Origin of the sequence: Roseovarius halotolerans, assembly GCF_900172255.1 — a bacterium.
GTDB classification, from domain to species: domain Bacteria; phylum Pseudomonadota; class Alphaproteobacteria; order Rhodobacterales; family Rhodobacteraceae; genus Roseovarius; species Roseovarius halotolerans.
In genome coordinates this window covers 439,447-460,503 of the sequence record NZ_FWFU01000001.1, presented here as the reverse complement: position 1 = coordinate 460,503, position 21,057 = coordinate 439,447, and the positions used below count along the sequence as shown (strand labels likewise).

The window sequence follows — 21,057 nt, the reverse complement described above, 5'->3', positions numbered from 1 at the left end:
CCCCGGCAACCGCTTGCCAGCATGTAGTGTGCGGGACAGCGCGAAGGAAACTCTATGCAGATGGCCGATCTCGGGGATATTTCCCTGCATTACCGCGAGGATGGCGACCGCCACGGCGCACCTGTGGTCTTTGCCAACTCGTTGGGCACCGATCTGCGGCTCTGGGACAGGATCATGCCGCTCTTGCCCGAGGGTCTGCGCATCATCCGCTATGACAAGCGCGGCCACGGCCTGAGCGACTGCCCGCCGGCACCTTACAGGATGGGCGCGCTGGTGCGCGATGCCGAGCGGTTGCTGGACCTGCTGGAGGTGCGCGACTGCGTTTTCGTCGGCCTTTCGATCGGAGGCATGATCGCGCAGGGGCTGGCTGTCAAACGCTTCGACCAGGTGCGCGCGCTGGTGCTGAGCAACACGGCCGCCAAGATCGGCCAGCCGGAGATGTGGCAGGAGCGCATCGATACCGTGCGCGCGGACGGCACCGGGGCGCTGGCCGATTCGGTGATGGAACGCTGGTTCCCGAAGAGCTTTCGCGACAATGCCCCGGATTTTCACGGCTGGCGCAACATGCTTTCGCATACCCCGGCCGAGGGTTACATGGGCTGTTCCGCTGCCATTGCCGGCACGGATTTCTACACCCCGACAAGCGGGTTGCGCCTGCCGACGCTGGGCATCGCGGGTTCCGAAGATCGCGCGACGCCGCCGGACCTCGTGCGCGAAACCGTGGCGCTGATCCACGGGTCGCGGTTCGAGCTGATCCGGGGGGCGGGCCACCTGCCCTGCGTCGACCGCCCTGAAGACTACGCCACGCTGCTGGGCGGCTTCCTGAAGGATATCGGCCATGTCTGACTTCCTGCTGGTGCACGGATCCTGCCACGGCGCCTGGTGCTGGCGCGACCTCATCCCGGCGCTTGAACGGCTGGGTCACCGGGCGCGGGCCATCGACCTGCCGGGACATGGCGATGCGCCCTGCCCGGTCGAGGACATCACGCTTGAGGCCTACGGGGATGCGATCCTGGCGGCGATCGATACGCCGGTGATGCTGGTGGGGCACTCGATGGCGGGATTCGCGATCTCGGCAGCCGCCGAAAAGGCGCCTGAGTGGATCGCGCGGCTGGTCTACCTCTGCGCCTACGCGCCGCGCAACGGTGTCTCGCTGGTCGAGATGCGCCGCGAAGCGCCGCGCCAGCCGCTGCTCGAGGCGATCGAGAAAACCGACGACGGGCTGGGCTTCACATTTCGCGACTCGCATCTTCTCGATGCGCTCTATCATGACTGTCCGGACGGGACCGTGGAGTATGCCCGCGAGCGGCTCTGCGTGCAGGCGATCCGCCCGCAGGCGACGCCGATCCGGCTGGGGACGAATTACGCGGGCGTCGCGAAATCCTACATCCGCTGCAGCGAGGATCGCGCGATTCCGCCCGAATACCAGGCCAGCATGACCGAAGGCTGGCCCAGGGGTGACCTTTACGAGATGCCCACAGGCCATTCCCCCTTCTTCGCCGATCCCGAAGGGCTGGCGAGGCGGCTCGACCGGATCGCGCGCGGCTGACTCCCGGCGCGTCGCCACTTTCGCGCGATCCGCCCCAAAACCGGCTTGCACCACCGCGTCAGAGGCGTAACCCTGAGCGCCAATGACGCGGCCCGCGAGAAACGGACCCGAACCGAGGGGAGAGACCATGCAAACCATCAAGGCGGCGGTGTGCCATCAATTCGGGCAACCCCTCGTGATCGAGGACGTGCGCCTGCGCGCACCCGACATGGGCGAGATCGAAGTGACGCTCGATGCGGTGGCGATCTGCCACTCCGACATCTCCTATGCCGACGGAGCCTGGGGCGGCAGCCTGCCCGCGGTCTATGGCCACGAGGCGGCCGGGCGCATCAGCGCCACCGGCGCCGGGGTCACGGGGCTGGCCACGGGCGATCCGGTGGTGGTGACTCTGATCCGCGCCTGCGGCGCCTGCCCCAGCTGCGGCGCCGGTCGGCCCACCGGCTGCGAGGCGCCCCGTGACGGCGATCACGGCCCGCTCAGCACGATTGACGGCGGCACGCTTCATCAGGCGATGGCCTGCGGCGCCTTCGCCGAAAAGATCGTGGTGCATCACAGCCAGGCGGTGAAGATCCCCGGCGACATGGCGATGGATGCCGCCAGCCTGCTGGCCTGCGGCGTGATCACCGGGGTCGGCGCGGTGGTGAACGCGGCCGCGCTGCGCGCCGGACAGGACGTGGTGGTGATCGGCGCGGGCGGTGTCGGGCTCAACGCGATCCAGGGCGCGCGCATCGCCGGCGCGCGCCGTATCGTCGCCGTCGACATGAACGCGGACAAGCTCGAGGACGCCATCGCTTTCGGCGCCACCGACACGGTGCTCGCCGCGCAGGACCAACCCTGGAATGCCGCCATCAAGGCGATGGGCCGGGGCGCGGATGCGGTGCTGGTCACGGTGGGCGCCGCCCCGGTCTATGATCAGGCCCCGAACTACCTGGCGCCGGGTGGCAAGGTGATCATGGTCGGCATGCCCGCGAGCGGCGCCTTTTCCAGCTTCGAGGCGGGCAATCTCGCCGCCGCCGGACAGTCCATGATCGGCTCCAAGATGGGCGACGTGGTGATCGCACGCGACATCCCCTGGATGATCGACCTCTACCGCCAGGGCCGCCTCAAGCTCGACGAACTGATCTCGAACCGCTGGCGGCTCGACCAGATCAACGAGGCCATCGCCGATACCCGCTCGGGCAGCGCGCGCCGCAACGTCATCATGCTTAAATGACCCGCCCCTTCATCTGGCCCCAAATACCTCGGGGGGTGTGGGGGGCAGCGCCCCCCACCCGGTCGGATCGCAAAGCGATCCGAGCCTCCAAAACCGGAAAGGCCCGTCCATGAAACTCAAAGATCTCGACATCATCGTCACCGCGCCGCCCGCACCGGGCTGGGGCGGGCGCTACTGGATCCTGGTCAAGCTCACCACCGATAACGGGATCACCGGCTGGGGCGAATGCTACGCCGCCTCGGTCGGCCCGGACGCCATGCGCGCGGTCATCACCGATGTCTTCAGCCGCCACATGCAGGGCGAGAACCCCGAGAATATCGAGCTCATGTTCCGCCGCGCCTATTCCTCGGGTTTCACGCAACGGCCCGACCTGACCGTGATGGGCGCGTTCTCGGGGCTCGAGATCGCCTGCTGGGACATTCTGGGCAAGGCGCGCGAGCGCCCCGTCTGGGCGCTGCTCGGGGGCAGGATGAACGAGCGCATCCGCGCCTATACCTACCTTTATCCGCTGGATCGTCACGTGATGCTGGATTTCTGGACATCGGCCGAGATGGCCGCCGAATCCGCTGCCGATTGCGTGGCGCGCGGCTATACGGCCATCAAGGTCGATCCCGCCGGTCCCTACACGATGCGCGGCGGGCATATGCCGGCGATGTCGGACATCTCGATGTCCGTCGCCTTCTGCCGCGCAATCCGCGAGGCGGTGGGGGATCGCGCCGATATCCTCTTTGGCACGCATGGGCAATTCACCACCGCCGGGGCGATCCGGCTCGGGCGGGCGATCGCGCCCTATGACCCGCTCTGGTACGAAGAGCCGATCCCGCCCGACAATATCGCCCAGATGGCCGAAGTGGCGCGCGCCACGGGCATTCCGGTCGCAACCGGTGAGCGCCTTTGCACCAAGGCGGAATTCGCACCCGTGCTGCGCCAGGGTGCGGCCAGCATCCTGCAACCGGCGCTGGGGCGCGCGGGCGGTATCTGGGAAGCGAAGAAAATCGCGATCATGGCCGAGGCCTATAACGCGCAGCTGGCGCCGCATCTTTATGCCGGGCCGGTGGAATGGGCGGCCAATATCCATCTTGCCGCCTCGATCCCGAACCTGTTGATGATCGAAACCATCGAGACCCCGTTCCACAATGCCCTGATAAAAGGCAGTTTGCGGGTCGAAAACGGCTTTGTGACCCCGCCCGAGACGCCCGGTCTTGGTATCGAGCTTGACGAAGCGCTGGCGCGTGCCCACCCTTACAGGGGCGACGGGCTGCATCTCGAAATGCAGGACGCGCCCTGCGACTATGTCGAGGGCAACGCCTTTCAGGGCGGCGCGCCGCCGCTCGAGCAGTAGGATCGCGCTTTTCCGGCAGGCATGCTAGAAAACGCGGATAAGGATCAGGACGGGACGCCGGAACATTGGATACCAAGGACATATTGGACAGCGCACCGGTCACCCCGGTCGATATGAAGGAAAACGCCAAGACAGCGGCGGCCTTTCTGAAGACGGTGGCGCATGAGGGGCGTCTGATGACGCTGTGCCATCTGGGTTCGGGCGAGAAATCGGTGGGCGAGCTCGAGCAGCTTCTGGAGATGCGCCAGGCGGCGGTCAGCCAGATTCTTGCCCGGCTGCGCGAGGAGGGCCGCGTCAAGACCCGGCGTGACGGCAAGACGGTCTATTACCGGCTCGCCGACGACAAGACGCGCGAATTGATCGAGCTGCTCTATCGTCAGTTCTGTTGCTGAGCGCGCCGCGCCAAGGCGCGCTGCTCAGGGCAGGAAACCCAGCCACAGCCAGACGCTGAAGATCGACAGCGCGGTCGCGACCAGCACCGTCGTTGCCGCCACCCGGCGCGCACGACCATACATGTTTGCGAAGATATAGGCGTTGACCCCCGGCGCCATCGCCGCCGTCAGCACCGCCGAGCGCGTCGCCTCGACCGGCAGCGACAATGCGCGCCCCAGCCCGCTGGTGATCAGCGGATGCGCCACCAGAGCCACGAAACAGGCATAAAGCACGATGCGAAGATCGCCTTCGGGGCGATAGCGCACCAGCATGCCGCCAAGGCCGAACAGCGCCGCGGGCAGCGCCGCGCGCACCATCAGGTCCAACCCCTCGTCGACGACGGTGGGCATCGCGAGCCCGCTGAGATTAACGGCGAAACCGGCAGCCACCCCAAGGATGAGCGCGTTCGAGAACATCGCCTTGAACACCTGACGCAGCAGCGCCATGCCCGCGCGCCCGCGCGCCCGAACGATCTCCATCGCCGAAATCCCGACCGCGTAACAGAACGGCGAATGCATCGCGATGATCGCGTAATTGCCATCGAGCGCCGCCGCGCCATAGGCGCGCTCGGTGATCGGCAGGCCCAGCAGAAGTGAATTGGAAAAGAGGCAGCAGAACCCGATCGCGACCGCATCTTCCCAGTCACGTCCGAACAGGAACCGCGCCCCCAGCATCCCCAGAAGGAACCCCGCCATCGCGCCTGCGTAATAGCTGCTCAGCAGGCGCCATTCGAAATGCTGGCCAAGGTCGAGCCGGGCGATGGCGGTGAACAGGAGGCAGGGGATCGCAAAATTCTGGGTGAAGGTCATCAGCCCGTCCAGCCCGGACTCCGAAAACCAGCCGCGCCAGACTGCTACATAGCCGAACCCGATCACGAGGAAGACCGGCAGGATGATCTCTATCAGGGCCTGCATCGCATCAGACCGTGTAGGTAATCGTCATCCCGTCATGGGCGGGGGTGATATGGGCAGGCGTTTCCGCATCGAGCGTGCGATAATCGAGATCGATATGCATGTTGGTCAGCACAGCGCGGCGCGGTGCGACGCGCGCGATCCACTCGAGCGATTGCGCAAGATGCGAGTGGGTCGGATGCGGCGTGCGGCGCAGCGCGTCGAGGATCCAGCAATCCAGCCCCTCGAGCAGCGGCCAGACATCATCGGGAATCTGCGCCACGTCAGGCAGGTAGGCCAGATCGCCGATGCGGAATCCCAGCGCCTCGATAGAGCCGTGATTGACTTCAAACGGGGTCAGGGTGACAGGGCCGCCGGCACCGTCGATGGTGACATCCCCGTCGATCGTGTGCATGTCGAGGATCGGTGGATAGGGGCTGCCCTCGGGCTGCATGAAGGCATAGCCGAAGCGCGCATAGAGCGCATTCTGGGTGTCGCCATCGGCCCAGACCGGAATGCGCTTCTTCATGTTGTAGACCACCATGCGCAGGTCATCGATGCCATGCACATGGTCGGCGTGGCTGTGGGTGTAAAGCACCGCGTCCAACTCGCCGACCCCGGCATCCAGAAGCTGCGCGCGCAGGTCCGGCGAGGTGTCGATCAGCACGCGGGTGGTGCCGTTCGCACCCTCCTGTTCGATCAGAAGCGCGCAGCGGCGCCGGATGTTGCGCGGCTCCTCGGGGTCGCAATCGCCCCAGTGGCCGCCGACGCGCGGCACACCGCCCGATGAGCCGCAACCCAGGATGACGAAGCGACGCTCGCCCATCACGCCGCCGCCCGGTAAAGGGCGGCCTTTCGGAACAGGCGGTCGAAATTCTGTTGCGTCTGCGCCGCGAAGTCCGGCCAGTCCATGCCCAGCGCCTGCGCCCCGGCCTGCGCCGTGTGGATGCTGTAGGCAGGCTCGTTGCGCTTGCCGCGATAGGGCGGCGGCGCGAGGTAGGGCGCATCGGTTTCCACAAGAATACGATCGGGGGGCGCCGCGGCGAAAATCTCGCGCAGGGAGGCGCTTTTGGGGAAGGCGGCGATGCCCGACATCGAAAGGTAGAAGCCAAGGTCAAGTGCCACCCGCGCCAGCCCCGCCCCGGACGAAAAGCAATGCATGACGCAATCATAGGCGCCGTGTGCATGTTCCTCGGCGAGGATGCGGGCCATGTCCTCGTCGGCGTCGCGGGCATGGATGATCAGCGGCAGGCCGGTTTCGCGCGCGGCGGTGATATGGATGCGCAGGCTGTCCTGTTGCACCGCCTTGCTGTCGGCGGTGTAGTGATAATCCAGCCCGGTTTCGCCGATGCCGACGAATTTGGGATGCGCGGCCAGGCGGACCAGTTCATCGACGCTGGCCAGGGGTTCGTCGGCGGCGCTCATCGGATGCGTGCCGGCGGCGTAGAAGACCGGATCATACTGCTCGGCCAGGGCGCGCACCTGCGGTTCGAGCCGCAGCTTGGTGCAGATCGTGACCATGCGGGTCACACCGGCCTCGAGCGCGCGCGCGATCACCTGGTCGCGGTCCTCGTCGAAGGTATCGAAATCGAGATGGCAGTGGCTGTCGGTGATCTGGATGGTGTCGCTCATGTCGCCCCTGATGCGGGCGGATCAACCCGCCGCAGTTTGCTGAATCCTGAACACGGTATCTAGGACCAGCGAGGCAGGGTCAAGGTTGACCGCCCGCCCGTGGCGAGCCCGCGCGCCGATCTCCTGCGCGCAATCCGCCCAGGCCCGGCCCTGAAGCGGACCGGGAGAAAGCCGCGCCAGCAAATCGGCTTCACCGGGCACTGCCTCGGGTTCGGGCGGGCCCAGCGCGCCGGCGCGCGCCAGCCGCGCCAGGAAGAGGTCCGTCAGCCCCAGGAGCAAGTCGAAGCGCTCTTCGGCGCCACGGGTCGCGGCGGCCTCGGCCAGTTTGAGGGCGCGGGCGCGATCCAGCCGGGGCATGGTGCCTGCAATGGAGACAAGTTCGCGATACATCGCGACCCCGCCGAGGTTGATGAGGCGCACCGCCTCGCCCACCGAACCGCCCGACAGCGCGGCCAGCGTGGCGGCGTCGCCATTCTCGCCAAGGTCGATATTGGCCTGCGAAAGCGCGTGCGCCATGTCGTCGGGCGAAAGCGGCGAGAGGCGCAGCATCCGGCAGCGCGAGCGGATCGTGGGCAAGAGCCGCGAAGGCTGATGGGTGACCAGAAGCAGGGTGGTGCGCGCTGGCGGCTCTTCCAGCATCTTCAGAAGGGCGTTCGCGGCCTGTGTGTTCATCTGGTCGGCGGCATCGACGATGACCACCCGGCGGCCGCCATCGGTTGCGCTGAGGTGGATGAAGCGCGAAAGGCCGCGAATTTCGGGGATGCGGATATCCTTGGAAAAGCGCCCCTCGGCGAAGGCCTTGTCGCGTTCGCTTTCGGTCGAGCCGGCACCGCCGCGCCGCACGAGGTAGAGCCCCGGGTCCGATCCCGCCATGAGGCGCCGGGCCACCGGGTGATCGGCGGGAATTCCGAGTGTGTCGGGCGGGGGCGGCGCGTCGCCGAAGAGCCCGCCATCGTCGTCCCCCGGCGCGGGCGTCGCCAGAAGGAAGCGCGCGATCGACCAGGCCAGCGTCGCCTTGCCCACGCCGCGCGGGCCGGTGATCATCCAGGCGTGATGCAGCCGGTCGGTATTGAAGGCGTCAAGAAAGTCGCGCTCGGCAGCGCCCTGCCCGATCAGCCGCGGGGTTTCGCGCGGATGCGGCGCGCCCTCGATCCGGTCGGGTTCGATGCGGGGGCTGTCATCGTTGGCGCTCATGGCAGCCATGACTCGACGATGTCACGAATATCGGCGGCGACCGCGTCGATCTCGCGGTTGCCATCCACGGTGACGAAGCGCTCGGCGAACTCGCGCGAAAGGTCCAGAAAGCCCTGCCGGACCTTCTGTTGCATGGCGTCGCCGAAGGATTCAAAACGCTCCTCGCCCTCACCGCGACCCAGAGCGCGCGCCAGCCCGGTGCCGGGGTCCATGTCGATCAGCACGGTGAGGTCGGGTTCGCGCCCGATCATCAACTCATGGAGCTGATCCACAACCGCGCGCAGATCGGCCCGCGCAAGCCCCTGGTAGAGCCGCGTGCTGTCGGCGAAACGGTCCGTGATCACCACCTGCCCGGCCGCAAGCGCCGGTTCGATGGTGCGTTCGAGATGGTCCCGCCGCGCGGCCGTGAACAGCAAGAGCTCGGTTTCGGGCGACCAGCGGTCGGTGGCACCTTCCAGAACCAGCGCGCGGATGTCCTCGGCGCCGGGGCTGCCGCCGGGCTCCCGCGTCAGCACAACGTCGCGCCCGGTGCCGCGCAGATGCTCGGCCAGAAGCCGCGCCTGCGTCGACTTTCCCGAACCGTCGATCCCCTCGAAGCTGATGAAATATCCCCGTTTGCCGCTCAAATCGCGTCCTCGGACTCCTGGCGCAAGCGCGTGACAAGCAGCCCCGAGACCGTGCGGATCCGCGCCATGAAGCCACCGCGCGGCACGTCCTGCGCGGCGACCAGCGGCACGCGGGTTTCGGGCAGGCCTTCGGGCGCGAAGACCAGCTCGGCCAAAGCGTCGCCCGCCTTGACGGGCGCGCGGATCGGACCCTGGTAGACCACTTCAGCCTTGATGTCGTCGCTGGCCAGAACCGGCATCAGCGTCGAGATATCCTCGGCCGGGGTCAGGCCCACGCTGGGCATGTCGCCCATCCAGACATCGGCACGTGCCACCTCGGTGCCCGCCTTGAGAACCGATTTCTCGACGAACTGGCGAAACGCCCAGTTGACGATCGCCTCGGCCTCTTCGGCACGGCCCGGCTGGGTGTCGATCCCGGAGATCACGAAGACGACACGCCGGTCCCCCTGCTTGGCCGATCCCACAAGCCCGTAGCCCGCTTCCTGCGTATGGCCGGTCTTGAGCCCGTCCGCGCCGATATCCAGTGCCAGAAGAGGGTTGCGGTTGCGGGTGTTCTGCGGTGCGCGGCCATCGAATTCATACCTGGTTTCGGAGAACATCGGATAGAAGCCGGGGAAATCCTCGATGATGCGGCGCGCAAGAAGAGCGAGGTCGCGCACGCTCATGCGGTGGCCCGCCGCAGGCCAGCCGTTGGAGTTGATGAAAGTCGAGTTCGTCATGCCCATCCGTTGGGCGCGCTGGGTCATGTAGCGGGCAAAGCCCGCCTCGGTGCCGTCGGGGCTGAGCGCCTCGGCCAGCACGGCGCAGGCATCGTTGCCCGAGAGCACGATAATGCCGCGCAACAGGTCTTCGACGCGGACCCTGTCGGTCGTATCGAGGAACATGGTCGAGCCGCCATAGCTCATGGCGTGCTGCGAAACAGGCAGGCGTTCATCGAGCGAGAGGCGCCCATCGCGGATCGCCTCGAAGGCGACATAGAGCGTCATCAGCTTGGACATGGAGGCCGGCGGCAGCGGCTCGTCGGCATTCTTGTCGAGCAGCACCGTGCCGGTCTTCATGTCGAACACGAAAGCGGCCTTGGCTCGCGTATCGAAGGCGGCCGCAGGCAGGGCCAGCGCCAGGACAAGGAGAACCGGAGTCAGCAGGCGGAACAGACGGGTCATGGGGCCTCGGGTCTAGTTGGTTACCGGATAGGCGTCAGCAAAGCCGACCCCCTTGATCTTCTTGAGGAGAATGCCGCGTTCCGAGCTGTTGGCGGCCGGACCGACGATCACGCGCCAGAAATCCTTGCCCTGGGTGGTCTGCTTCTTGACCGTGGGCACCATGCCGTTCTGACGCATGGCGGTGGCGGTGTTGCGGGCGTTTTCCTCGACGCTGAAGATGCCGATCTGGATGAAGGGCTTGTCGAGCGAGGATGCAGGGGCGCGCGGCGCGGATGCGGCGGGCGGCGGCGATACCGGTCTTGGCGCGGATTCGGCGGGCATCGAGGCATCTGCGGCGTCGATTGCCGCTGCAGCGCCCGCGACCGGATCAAGTGAGGAGGTCTCGATCGCGGCGGGATCGTCAAGCGGTTCAGCGGCGGCCTCTTCGGCGGGTGTTTCCGCAGGGGCTTCCTCGCGGCGCAGCGCGGTCACGTTGAGCTGTGCCGGGGCACCGGCCAGCATGCCCAGCGCGGCGGCGGCGTCCGACGAGACCTGGAAGGCCGGGCCAGGATTTTCGCGCTCGCGCCGGAACAGCGCGCCGATCACGAATTTGGAATTGGCGGCGTTGCGGATGATCACGCGCTCGGGTTCGTTCACATCGGGATGGGCGACCCAGACACCGCCCAGCGAGGGGCGGCCATCCCAGAGGCCCATATCGGTCTTCTGGAACACATCGGGCGCTTCGACATCGCGCTCGACCAGCTTGGTGGAGGTGCTGTCGGCCGCGGGTGCCGCTGCGGATTCGCTGGCGTCGGGCCTTGATTTGAAAGGATTGATCTTGCCCATTTCCTGGCAACCGCCCAGCATGAGCAGCGACGCCGTGACCACGACCACGCCTTTCAGCCCCCGTGCTGTGCCCTTGTCCAAACGCTCGATGTCGACCTGCCCCATCCCGAACCCCTTGCCTGTGATGCGTGCCGGTTCTCCCGGCCTTGTTCCATCGTGACGCAGGCGGCTACCCGCCCGCGCGCCGACATTCTAACGCCTTGCCCGCTTCAAGAAAAGCGCGCAGGCACCATTCGGCGGAATTCCCCTGAGATCAGCATCTTCCAGAATCGCTGCGCGGGCTATAGGGAAGTGCGGACCGGAGGAGTGGCAGAGTGGTCGAATGCACCGGTCTTGAAAACCGGCGTGCGTGAAAGCGTACCGTGGGTTCGAATCCCACCTCCTCCGCCAACTAGACGACCGCCCGTTAAGCACTTGAACTTAAACATCTTTATCCATCAAGCATACAAGCCACCACACACACATACCACACACATTAAGAGCATCATCCGATGCACAAGCCAACCGCACGGTCGCTTTAACCCTGATTCCACATCGGTTAGCCTCCAGAAATGGGAAGAAAGGCTAATCACCACATAGTACCGCAATACTATTTGAGGCAATTCGCACAGGGAGTTAAGCGCAACGCTCGCGTTGTGGCTTTTGATGTTGAAACCGGCCACTCATTCCCCACTTCCGTCCGCAATGTAGGCGCTAAGCGCGACTTCAACCGCGTAGAGATCGAAGGTGTTGAACCTAATGCCGTAGAAGATGCTCTCGGGGAGCTGGAAGCTGACTTCAACGGCGCACTCAAGTCCATCGTAGCCGACCGACGCTTCAGTTCCGACGAAGACTTCAACCTACTGCTAAATTTGATTGCTCTTCTTTCGGTTCGAAACGAACGAACCAGACAGGAGTTTCAGAGATTCACATCTGAGACACTTCGCTTGACGATGCAAGTTTCGCTCCAATCGGAAGGGGGATGGTCCGGGATGACAGAGAAAGCTCGCGATGCCGGGTATGATTTATCAGACGTCTCGTACCAAGATATAAAAGAGGTACTTGACCCCGAGAAGTATGACATTGGATTTGAACAAACGTATTTCGTCACGAAAGAACTAGAAGCCATAGATGTTGTGCTGCCCTATCTGGCTCGACGCAATTGGACGCTACTTGAACCAACAGCATCAAATAGCTTCGTAACCTGCGACCATCCGGTAATACTCTCATGGGAAGATGGAGCCAATCAAGGTCGCTTCAGGCCGCCCGGCCATGGGCTTATAGGAACTGCCGTGTTCTTCCCACTGGCACCCAGTCTAGCAATCTACGGTACCTTTGAACGCATGACGCCAGAGTTTCTTAAGGTATCCGATGGGACAGTAGCGCAACTAAACAGCGAGATAATCATCAACGCTAATCGTCACGTTTTCGGTCGAGATACGCTGTGGAAGTTTTGGACACCCAATGGCTACCCTGAAGCCAGTGACCTATCCAAAGGGCTCCGATTTCTCAGAGGCGAACAATCATAGATGCTCGTATTACTTCGCAAACGGACAATTAAGCCCCACCATTGAAGGAATGACGACGTGGACGACGTCGAGGAGTTGGATAGCCCCAGTTCCAACTGAGGCACAGCTCCAGCAATTCCTTCAGCTGGTCCGTTGCTCGGTTCCCCATTGGGCAGGTTTCAATACTTGCCTGAGGGGTAGCTGAATCCATCACTTGAGTATGCAGCCTCAGGGCGTGCAATCTGCATAGGCTGCGGACCGCTCCGATTCACACAAGAAACAAGCGGACCATTGCAAATGATCAAGCAACAACAAGCACTTAAGCGGGTGAAGAGAACCCAAGTGCCGCTGAAGGACCTTTGGACTAGACCTGAGGTCTTCCAGTATCGAGATAAGGAAGTGGAAAACCACCACGTCGAAGACATAGCCAGTGTGATTAAGCTTAAAAGGACTGTTGATCCTCTAGATGTCTGGAAGGACCCGTCCAACGGCGCACTAGTGGTCATCGACGGCCACCATCGTCTTGCAGCCTATAAGCGAGCCGGTGTAACACGACAAATCCCGGTTGTGATCTTCGAGGGCCCAGAGACAGCAGCCCGTCTTCACGCATTGAGCGAGAACGCGAAGGCGCGACTGCCGATGACAGCGACCGAGAAGAACAATGCCGCATGGCGACTGGTCTGCCTGACAGCTGATGACGGAAAGAGCATTTACAGCAAGGCGGATGTGACAAAGCACACGGGCGCTTCTGATGGAACCGTGGGCAACATGCGCCGAACGCGGAGAAAGCTATTGAAAGCCGACGAATGGCTGCCTGAGACTTGGAAGGCGGCATTAGCACAGCTGAAAGGACAAGAGCAGGAAGAACTCAGCGACGAAGACTGGAACGCAATCATCCGTGAGCGGGCACAGCGCCTCGACGATAAGGTCGGCAAGGAAATCGGCCACATGGGAGACCTACAGATCGACGCGGTGGCCTTGATGCTCGAGAAGCGCTTGGGAGGCAAAACGGAAATCCTTGGCGAGCGCTGGAGGACGGACCTTGTCGACGGCGAAGAGTTTCCGTTCTAGAACCGCAGGGCACTGCAGATGGCACCCAAGAGGTCTACACCTCATAAATCTCAGCGGGTGAATACATATGCTGCAGTGCTTTCTTTTCCCCCGTCGGGCCATACCGTGGCAGTCAACACGCGGGAATGATGAGTGATGCAGAGCACGTTGAACCCCATCTGCTTGGCTCGCGCTGTCGCTGTGACAGCCACTCGCGATCATCGCTGCAATGAACACGGAAATGCTTCCGCCAGCGCTTGGGCAACACCAGAGAAAAAGGGGGCATTCCATTTGCTTCGATTGTCGGCTGCCCAGTCCAAGTACGCTTGTCGACCTGCCGCTCGAGATGGGAACCAGCCTATCGCCAGACCAGCGTCGCCACCAACTTGGCAATTGGCCATCATAACGTGTCCTGCGCCTTCGATATATGCCTCACAATAGCTGTGTGCCTTGCGGCAATCTGGGATCATCATTTCTACTGATTGCGCTGAGATACTCGTCGCGGTCATGACGAGCATCATCGAAGTATTCAACAGCTTGGACACTTGAACTCCTCGCTTGCTCTATTGCCGCCCGTTGGTAACTGGACAGGTTTTCTGAAGCAAGAAATCTGGGCAGATCGAAAAGTTCGATTTGAGTATACCCATAGAAGACGCTTGGACAACACAGCCCAAGTGTACTTTTAGGGTTGATTTGCCGATTTCAGGACAATATGGGTTAAGGGTCTAGAGCCAAAAAGGACAACAGAACATGCCGACATATGGATATGCCCGCGTCTCAACCACAAGCCAAGACCTCGAACTTCAACGCAAGGCACTGCAGGCTGCAGGCTGTGAGGTCATCAGGGAAGAGAAAGTCAGTGGTACTAGTCGTCGAGGCCGCGAAGAACTGAAGACCCTGCTGGAGTTCCTGAGAGACGGCGACACGCTGGTTGTGACACGTCTTGACCGATTGGCCCGCTCGATGGATGACCTCTCTAGCATCGTCACAGAGCTTCAGGCGAAGGGCGTGGCTTTGAAGGCCACAGAACAACCCGTGGACACCAGCAGTGCAGCAGGGAAGGCCTTCTTCCAAATGCTGGGTGTGTTCGCTGAGTTCGAGACAAACCTCAGGAAGGAACGCCAGATGGAAGGGATCGCCAAGGCCAAGAGCAAAGGTGTCTACAAAGGCCGCAGGCCGTCTATCGACGTCGAGGAAGTAAGGCGCTTGCGGAACGTTGAGGGGCTGGGGGCTACAGCAATCGCGAACAAGCTCGGCATCGCAAGAACATCCGTGTACCGCGTATTAGGCGACTAACAATCGCAGAAGCGGCTGGGAAAGGCTTACGCAACCGGAGCCGGTCTCAGTCGTGCATGACCTTAGTGTCGAAGTCTTGAGTTGGGTACGACAGAGCCTCCAGAGCGTTCAGCTTCACGTCAAATGGTGCCCCTGCCGAGTAGAGCCCATACGTCAGCGTTGGAATGTCATGCCCAACAATCCTAGCGCTCACGGCTTCGGGCACTCCTGCTGCGTCGAGTTGGGTCGTGACTGTCATACGGATCGAATGGAAGACCTGCGTTGGGCCATACCCGAGAGATGCCTTCAACCGACCGAAGCGTTTTCCTACTGCGTTTGACCTGTCCGCATATTTGTTCCGAGTTAGCCCAGACAAGACGTATCCGTCTGTGCTGTTATCTCGAAGATGGGCCATCGTTTCGCGCAACTGGCTATGGATGGGAACCTCTCTCCAACCGGCTTCTGACTTCGCGTCTTCGATCCAAAAGCGGTCTTGCTCGACGTGATGGACGCCAAGCGCACAAAGCTCCTCAATTCGACATCCCGTCCACATGCCTAACCAGATCAATCGCACGAGGTCTCGGTCGCCCTTGTTGGCGGCCTGTCTCAGCAACCCAACCACGTCACTCGGCTGAAACGCTCTCCGTTTATTGGCAACGTCTCGCTTGGACAGTTTCTTCTTGGCGGGCACAACTGCATGGAAAGGATCGACGTCATCAGCAACCACGTCGAGACGTTGAAGGTAGCTCCAGTACCCTCGACATGCTGACATGATACGACGCACGGTCTGGGGTTTCAGCCCGTCCTCGTGCTGCAAGTGAAGGGCCCAGCGCTGAACGGCTTTCTTGCTCACCCTCCTCGTCGTCTTGAAACGTGCGCACAACCTCTTCAGGTCAGACCGTTTCATATCGATGCTCTTCGGCTCGTTGTCGAGCGTAGCCAGCCATTCCTCAATCTTCTCACTCGTCTCGACCCATTGCCGCGTAGCAACCTTGTAGAGTGCGAGCCCAGCCCCATCGTGCTGCCTTTCCACCTGCTCCGCTTCGTCTTGAAGGATCATCTCATACTTGGGCCAATCGTCGTTTGAGGCGTCATCCAACAGATCACGCCACCCCTTAGCTTTCTCCCGAAGGTGCTGGAGTGGCGCAGTGTCTCCAGTACGTGCGACCTCGATTTCTGCCTTCCATTTGGCAATGAGAATTGGACAACGCCGTTCGGCTTCGGTCAGGCTCTCCGTCTGCAAGCTCTCAATGAAACGAGGACGACCACCGAATGCAGGTCTCAGCTGGCGCGGGATGTCCAGCTTTGCGTACCAGCGCCGTCGACGCTTCTCCAGATAACGAGGCATAGGCTCCTCCACACACGGTTTCCACACACGCCTCACACACCAACCTTCTGTTATTCAAGCAAATAAGTGCTTTGGAGCCGCCACGCGGAGCATCCCACCTCCTCCGCCACCATCAAATTATTTATGGTAACTAATGGCTTAGCATTGTTCTCTACCGGCCGGAGACAGGCTTCCAAACACATCTGTTCTTCAACGACAGCTGACTAGCGCAACGCCAGGACAGCGAAACGACGCGCGGCTCGGTGAGGCAATTCTTCGGCAACGGACACAGGTCGCTTCAGTATCCTTCACCCATTTGTCGAGGTAATCTCGGGCATAAGGGGCAGTTCCCCCTGACCTGGCTGAGACTGGCACGAATTCGTCTGGCACCATCGCCTGACCGCGGGGGTGAAAGTTCAGTAGCAGGTCACCGCAGCGCGATGAATTCGCGGTTCTGGCACACTCCAAGCCGCTCCACACGCAGCGCGGTGTCGACAGGACACATCATGAAGAAATCAGAAACCCGGGTCGCGGCATCGCTGGCGTTTGACGGTGCCTTGTTCCTATCACTGCAGCGTTTGCATTGAGGCAGCAAACTTCAGAAGGGAGGACGAAATGTTGAAAGTAAACTTCACCGGGAGCTTGAAAGCCGTCGCGCTGGGATGGCTCGTCTGTTCGACGCCGATGAGTATTGCCCATGCCGATGCTCTTCTGGATGAGGCGGTCGCTTTCAATGGCACGATCCTTCACCTGCAATCCGACGCGCCAGGACTCATCCTGGGAGCGGTGAGAGGCGGCGAGACATCGATCATGGGTTTCGGTGAAACGCAGCTTGGAAACGGCATCACGCCGGACGCTGACACAATCCTGCGTATCGGCTCGATAACGAAGGTCTTTGCCGGGGAAATGCTTGCCCATGCAGTGGCACGCGGCGAGGTGGGCTTCACCGATCCGGTTGGCGGGTACCTGCACGGACGACTGGGAGAAGCCGTCGCCAAGCACCCGCCCATTCGCCTGATCGATCTGGTCACGCATTCCGCAGGCTTGCCGCGCGAGGTGCCGCGCGCCGAGAGCCCGCCTAAGGATCCTTTCGCCACGATAACTCATGACGCTTTCGCCAAATGGCTGGAAACCGAGCAACTGCAATTCGAGCCCGGCAGCAGCATCGCCTACTCGAACTTCGGCTTCGATCTGCTATCGGCGGCGCTGTCCGACGCCGGTGGCATGCCCTATGCTGATCTCCTGGACGAACGGATAACCCGCCCGCTCGACATGACGGATACCGGTTTCGATCTCATCGAGGCGACAGCGGATCGCCTGATGACGGGACATGCACCCGATGGTTCGCCACTTCCCGATGTTCCCTCAGGCAGCGTTATCACGGGGTCGGGTGGGCTGCGTAGCACCGCCAGCGATCTCTTGCGCTGGATGCAATGGCACCTGGATCACGGCGGGCCGGACAAAGAGGTGCGCTTTCTCGATCATGCGGTCTATGTGCAACGCGACGGGATGAAAACAGTCCTCGCTATGGACGAATCCGGGCGCATGGATGCGATGGGGCTCGGTTGGGTTGCCATGGCCTCAGATGCCGAGCGGCCCTTCGTCCTGCAAAAGGCGGGCGCATTGCAGGGACAGATGTCCTACATTGCCTTCGCGCCCGAGCATGGAACGGCGGTGTTCGTATCGATGAACCAGTTCGATTTCGCTTCTGCCTATGCGATGACCGAACTCGCCAATGGGCTCTTGGCCAATCTGAGCGGGTATTGAAGCCGATAGAAAACGCCCGGCCAGCCTGAAGCAGAGGACCTCTTCAACGCGGAGCGCCGACACTACTCAAGATCAGATGTCCGGCTGAACCGCGACGACGCTCTGGCTAGGTGACGCGGCCTTGGAATGACAGAAATGGCAGTTACCATGCTCTGACCGAGATGCGTCCGAAGCCGTCTGAGACCGCCTTTGGGGTAGATGGCTCGCGCGCCGATACAGATCAGCGTTTGCGCGATGCGCCCGAACCGACGGGCACCGCGCTTCGCCAGGCGTTCGACCCCTTGCAACGTCGACAAATCCGTTCTCCGAAACCTTCGCTCAAGAACGAGGTATCGCATCGCAGGCATTGGCGTTCCTGAGGAACGTCTCCCAAGGCCCTTGCAGTCGTGATGTTTGGAATTGCACCTTCGGCCATGGTCTTGTTCGCCATCACATCTGTCCCGCTGCGTGGGGGCGGCGCGAGGAGGCCGGTGTTTCCGGTTGCGAAGGCATGCCTTCGTTCTCGGCAGCCCGGATTGACGCGTCGTCGCGCGCCCCTTGGGTGGTCGTTTTCGATACGGAGACGTTCAGATCGGGACCAGGCGTCCCGTACCCTGAATAGAGATGTCGCAGATGCGCCTCGGAGACACCGTCGGCCTGCATCACGAGACGCACCATCGGATCAGCCAGCATTTCCTCGAGGAAGAAGTCGGACAACGCCCTGCCCGTCAGCTTGTCTCTCGCCCGCGCATGGTCCAAATCGGCAAGGGAAACTGTCAGGGTCCGCGCAAGTCCGGGATGCGACATCCTGGGGTGAAGTTTCACAAGGACGGAGGCTTTCCAGGCTTCGGAATCTAGTTGATCGGGGGGTGAAACCAACTCCGTTTCGATCTCGTATTCTCCCGCCGGGAGCGTCTCGGCAAAGCCTGGCACAGTGAACGGCTGGGAAAAAACCGCAATGGTCTTGCTCGTCAGGTCTTCCATTGGCGGGATCCTCTCCGTTGTTGCCGCGGGTCGTCCGCGCCCCCTTTTCTGAAAGGGGCGCGTGGCCTGTGCATATCTCAAGATGTCTTGGAGTCCGGAGGCGTTTCCTTACCGGCGGCCTTGGGCTCGTTCTCCTTGGCAGGGGTCGTCTCGGTCTTGGCTGGATTCGGCTTCATTGCGGCCGCAGCCTGAGAGGTCAGGTCCTTGAAGGACATGTCATTGATCCTTTGATTGACCGACACCAACTCCTCGTCCGTGACGGACAGGGATGTTTGGCATCGGTATTATCTATATGGGGACTGGCAGCCCGAATTACGATGGCTCAGCGCGAGCGATGAAGCATTTCCGCATCTGATTTACCTTCGGCGCGCTCCACACGCGGCAATGGCAGGGCACCGAGGGCAGAGGCCGGTCAACCTAGCCTCCACCCTGTTCGCATGGCAAAATGCGGGTTTCCGGACCGTCTACGCGCCGACATCAAAAGGAAATCAGGAACAGACTGATCTGCGGGTAGAAAATCAGGATCAACAGCCCAAGGATGATGGTGGCGATAAAGGGCAAGACCCGGCGCGAGACCTCTTCGACGGTCAGCCCCGATATCCCGCATGCGACGAAAAGGTTAACCCCGAGCGGTGGGGTCAGGAAACCGATCTCGCTGGTGACGACAAGGATGATGCCGAAATGGATCGGGTCAATCCCGAGTTGACGGACCAGCGGCAGGAGGATCGGGGTCAGGATGATCACCGTCGAAAGCGTCTCCATGAAGGTGCCCAGCACGATCAGGATCGCGCTGATGATCAACAGCATCATGACCGGGTCGGTCGTGATCGCCTGTAGCGATGCCGCGATGCGCTGCGGGATCATGTTGAGCGCCAGGAACTCGCCGAAAAAGATCGCCGTGCCCATGATCACGATCAGACCGCCGCAGATTGTGCTTGCCTCACCCAGCGAGTCCCAGATACGCCGCAGACCGATCGTTCGCTTGATGACGATGCCAACGAGCAGCGCATAGACCACGGCGACGATCGAGGCCTCGACCGGGGTGAAAATGCCCGCGTAGATCCCGCCCAGCACGACGAAGGGCGTGGCCAGCGAGAACTTCGCGTTATAGATGCTGCGAATAAAGGCGGCGCGCTCGAACGGGCGCGGGGTACCCTTGTAGCCGTTGCGCCGCGACAGAAGATAGGTGGTGCCGATCAGCAGGCTGCCCATCAGGATCCCCGGCAGAAGCCCGGCAAGAAAAAGGTCGCCGATCGAGACCGAGGCCAGCACACCATAGACGATCATCGGGTTGCTGGGCGGCAGCAGGATCCCCAGCGTCCCCCCGGACGAGGCCACGGCGGCGCCGAAATCCTTGGGATAGCCATCTTCCTTCATCGCCGGGATCAGCAGGCTGCCGATCGCGGCGACCGTGCCCGGCCCCGACCCCGAGATCGCAGCGAAAAACATGCAGGACAGGATCGTCACGATGGCGAGCCCGCCATAGGCCTGACCGACAATGGCGCGCATCACGTCAATGATGTCCCGCGTGATCCCGGCCCGCGACATGATCGCGCCCGCCAGCACGAAATTCGGGATCGCCAGCAACGGAAACTTGTCGACCCCATCGAACAGGCTGTGTGCCAGCGATGCCAGGGGGATGGGCGACGACACCAGCTCGACCAGCGATGGCACCCCCAGCGTGACGAAGATCGGAACGCCCAGCACCAGGCAGACGAGGAAGATCAAGGCGAAGATCATCGCGCGGCCTCCTCGGCCACCACGGTTTCCGCCGCGATCAGCGGCTCACCATGTTTCCACGCCCGCCACTGGCGTTCTAGGATGCGCAGGATCATCAGCGCATGTGCCAGCGGAATGACCAGGTAGATATAGGCCAGAGGGATGAAGAGCGAGGTGGAATAGACCGGATAGGTCAGTGTTCGCTGCACCAGCATCAGCCCCGCGACCACGACGAAGCCGTTGAAAACCACCCAGATCGCATCCGCCAGCAGGAAAAGATACCTGTCTGGCACCGGCAAGAAGCGGGCAAACAGGGTGACCCGGATATGGCTGCCGCGATGAGCCGCAAGACTGGCCGAGATGTAGACGAACCACACGAACAGGAAGCGCGAGATTTCCTCGCTCCATGACAGCCCGATCTGCAAGACGTAGCGAAAGAAAATCTGGGCCGCCAGCACCAGAACGAGCGCGGCAAGGCTCGTATTGGCCAGAACGAGTTCAAGGCGGCTCGACAGTGAAAGCAGGCGCGCGATCATCTTGGTCTATCCCGGTGAAAGTGTCAGACGCGAAGGATATTGCGAAAAATCCGTGAGTGGCGGCGAG

The 21,057-nt window shown here is 62.3% G+C and carries 22 protein-coding genes and 1 tRNA gene; 10 read left to right on the top strand and 13 right to left on the bottom strand.

Annotated elements, in window-relative coordinates; translation table 11 throughout:
• Positions 1-54 precede the first annotated feature (54 nt).
• The 5 genes from pcaD to ROH8110_RS02180 all read left to right on the top strand — a co-directional run bounded on the left by pcaD (position 55) and on the right by ROH8110_RS02180 (position 4,496).
• Complete coding sequence (pcaD, locus tag ROH8110_RS02200; RefSeq protein WP_085816142.1) at positions 55-846, top strand: 3-oxoadipate enol-lactonase; 792 nt, start codon at positions 55-57, stop codon at positions 844-846.
• The gene (locus ROH8110_RS02195) at positions 839-1,549 is read left to right on the top strand and encodes an alpha/beta fold hydrolase (RefSeq protein WP_085816141.1); all 711 of its coding nucleotides are present in this window, start codon (positions 839-841) and stop codon (positions 1,547-1,549) included. Before pcaD ends, ROH8110_RS02195 begins: the two co-directional genes overlap by 8 nt.
• A gap of 127 nt (positions 1,550-1,676) precedes the next feature.
• Entirely contained in the window at positions 1,677-2,762 is a 1,086-nt protein-coding gene (locus ROH8110_RS02190; RefSeq protein WP_085816140.1) for a zinc-binding dehydrogenase, read from the top strand.
• 109 nt (positions 2,763-2,871) lie between these two features.
• The gene (locus ROH8110_RS02185) at positions 2,872-4,104 is read left to right on the top strand and encodes a mandelate racemase/muconate lactonizing enzyme family protein (RefSeq protein WP_085816139.1); all 1,233 of its coding nucleotides are present in this window, start codon (positions 2,872-2,874) and stop codon (positions 4,102-4,104) included.
• A 113-nt stretch (positions 4,105-4,217) separates the two neighbouring features.
• Complete coding sequence (locus tag ROH8110_RS02180; RefSeq protein ID WP_085816945.1) at positions 4,218-4,496, top strand: ArsR/SmtB family transcription factor; 279 nt, start codon at positions 4,218-4,220, stop codon at positions 4,494-4,496.
• A gap of 24 nt (positions 4,497-4,520) precedes the next feature.
• Here ROH8110_RS02180 and ROH8110_RS02175 read toward each other — a convergent pair whose 3' ends face one another.
• The 7 genes from ROH8110_RS02175 to ROH8110_RS02145 are packed head-to-tail and all read right to left on the bottom strand — an operon-like array spanning position 4,521 to position 10,971.
• Positions 4,521-5,450 carry an AEC family transporter gene (locus ROH8110_RS02175; protein WP_085816138.1) on the bottom strand — a complete coding sequence of 310 codons (930 nt, stop codon included), beginning with the start codon at positions 5,448-5,450 and terminating at the stop codon, positions 4,521-4,523.
• A gap of 4 nt (positions 5,451-5,454) precedes the next feature.
• Positions 5,455-6,252, bottom strand: coding sequence for an MBL fold metallo-hydrolase (locus ROH8110_RS02170; protein ID WP_085816137.1), 798 nt, complete (start codon positions 6,250-6,252; stop codon positions 5,455-5,457).
• The gene (locus ROH8110_RS02165; RefSeq protein WP_085816136.1) at positions 6,252-7,058 is read right to left on the bottom strand and encodes a TatD family hydrolase; all 807 of its coding nucleotides are present in this window, start codon (positions 7,056-7,058) and stop codon (positions 6,252-6,254) included. The genes ROH8110_RS02170 and ROH8110_RS02165 overlap by 1 nt, the downstream gene beginning before the upstream one ends.
• A gap of 21 nt (positions 7,059-7,079) precedes the next feature.
• On the bottom strand, positions 7,080-8,252 hold the full coding sequence (locus ROH8110_RS02160; RefSeq protein WP_085816135.1) for a DNA polymerase III subunit delta': 1,173 nt from the start codon (positions 8,250-8,252) through the stop codon (positions 7,080-7,082).
• On the bottom strand, positions 8,249-8,878 hold the full coding sequence (tmk, locus tag ROH8110_RS02155) for a dTMP kinase (RefSeq protein ID WP_085816134.1): 630 nt from the start codon (positions 8,876-8,878) through the stop codon (positions 8,249-8,251). The genes ROH8110_RS02160 and tmk overlap by 4 nt, the downstream gene beginning before the upstream one ends.
• Entirely contained in the window at positions 8,875-10,041 is a 1,167-nt protein-coding gene (locus ROH8110_RS02150) for a D-alanyl-D-alanine carboxypeptidase family protein (protein WP_085816133.1), read from the bottom strand. The genes tmk and ROH8110_RS02150 overlap by 4 nt, the downstream gene beginning before the upstream one ends.
• A 12-nt stretch (positions 10,042-10,053) precedes the next feature.
• Positions 10,054-10,971, bottom strand: a complete 918-nt coding sequence (locus ROH8110_RS02145; protein WP_085816132.1) for an SPOR domain-containing protein — start codon at positions 10,969-10,971, stop codon at positions 10,054-10,056.
• 195 nt (positions 10,972-11,166) lie between these two features.
• On the opposite strand from ROH8110_RS02145, the gene ROH8110_RS02140 reads away from it, so the two are divergent.
• The 3 genes from ROH8110_RS02140 (at position 11,167) to ROH8110_RS02130 (ending at position 13,424) form a co-directional block, all read left to right on the top strand.
• Positions 11,167-11,256 (top strand) — tRNA-Ser (locus tag ROH8110_RS02140).
• A gap of 161 nt (positions 11,257-11,417) precedes the next feature.
• Positions 11,418-12,374 carry a DUF4238 domain-containing protein gene (locus tag ROH8110_RS02135; protein ID WP_085816131.1) on the top strand — a complete coding sequence of 319 codons (957 nt, stop codon included), beginning with the start codon at positions 11,418-11,420 and terminating at the stop codon, positions 12,372-12,374.
• A 276-nt stretch (positions 12,375-12,650) separates the two neighbouring features.
• A complete protein-coding gene (locus ROH8110_RS02130; RefSeq protein WP_085816130.1) occupies positions 12,651-13,424 on the top strand; it encodes a ParB/RepB/Spo0J family partition protein in 774 nt (257 codons plus the stop codon).
• A 197-nt stretch (positions 13,425-13,621) separates the two neighbouring features.
• Here ROH8110_RS02130 and ROH8110_RS18415 read toward each other — a convergent pair whose 3' ends face one another.
• Positions 13,622-13,948, bottom strand: a complete 327-nt coding sequence (locus ROH8110_RS18415) for a Rap1a family protein (protein ID WP_139837376.1) — start codon at positions 13,946-13,948, stop codon at positions 13,622-13,624.
• 205 nt (positions 13,949-14,153) lie between these two features.
• Here ROH8110_RS18415 and ROH8110_RS02125 point away from each other — a divergent pair, with 205 nt between their 5' ends.
• Positions 14,154-14,699: a recombinase family protein gene (locus ROH8110_RS02125; protein ID WP_085816129.1), complete on the top strand. Its 546-nt coding sequence runs from the start codon at positions 14,154-14,156 to the stop codon at positions 14,697-14,699.
• A gap of 46 nt (positions 14,700-14,745) precedes the next feature.
• On the opposite strand, the gene ROH8110_RS02120 is transcribed toward ROH8110_RS02125, so the two are convergent.
• Positions 14,746-16,026, bottom strand: coding sequence for a DUF6538 domain-containing protein (locus tag ROH8110_RS02120; RefSeq protein ID WP_139837375.1), 1,281 nt, complete (start codon positions 16,024-16,026; stop codon positions 14,746-14,748).
• A gap of 594 nt (positions 16,027-16,620) precedes the next feature.
• On the opposite strand from ROH8110_RS02120, the gene ampH reads away from it, so the two are divergent.
• Positions 16,621-17,772, top strand: a complete 1,152-nt coding sequence (gene ampH / locus ROH8110_RS02115) for a D-alanyl-D-alanine-carboxypeptidase/endopeptidase AmpH (RefSeq protein ID WP_085816127.1) — start codon at positions 16,621-16,623, stop codon at positions 17,770-17,772.
• 429 nt (positions 17,773-18,201) lie between these two features.
• Here ampH and ROH8110_RS02110 read toward each other — a convergent pair whose 3' ends face one another.
• From ROH8110_RS02110 to ROH8110_RS02100, 4 genes are all read right to left on the bottom strand, one after another.
• Positions 18,202-18,735 carry a hypothetical protein gene (locus ROH8110_RS02110; protein WP_085816126.1) on the bottom strand — a complete coding sequence of 178 codons (534 nt, stop codon included), beginning with the start codon at positions 18,733-18,735 and terminating at the stop codon, positions 18,202-18,204.
• 77 nt (positions 18,736-18,812) lie between these two features.
• Positions 18,813-18,950, bottom strand: a complete 138-nt coding sequence (locus ROH8110_RS18635) for a hypothetical protein (protein ID WP_170156451.1) — start codon at positions 18,948-18,950, stop codon at positions 18,813-18,815.
• 262 nt (positions 18,951-19,212) lie between these two features.
• Positions 19,213-20,475 carry a TRAP transporter large permease gene (locus ROH8110_RS02105; protein WP_085816125.1) on the bottom strand — a complete coding sequence of 421 codons (1,263 nt, stop codon included), beginning with the start codon at positions 20,473-20,475 and terminating at the stop codon, positions 19,213-19,215.
• Entirely contained in the window at positions 20,472-20,990 is a 519-nt protein-coding gene (locus ROH8110_RS02100; RefSeq protein WP_085816124.1) for a TRAP transporter small permease, read from the bottom strand. Before ROH8110_RS02100 ends, ROH8110_RS02105 begins: the two co-directional genes overlap by 4 nt.
• Between the last annotated feature and the right edge of the window lie 67 nt (positions 20,991-21,057).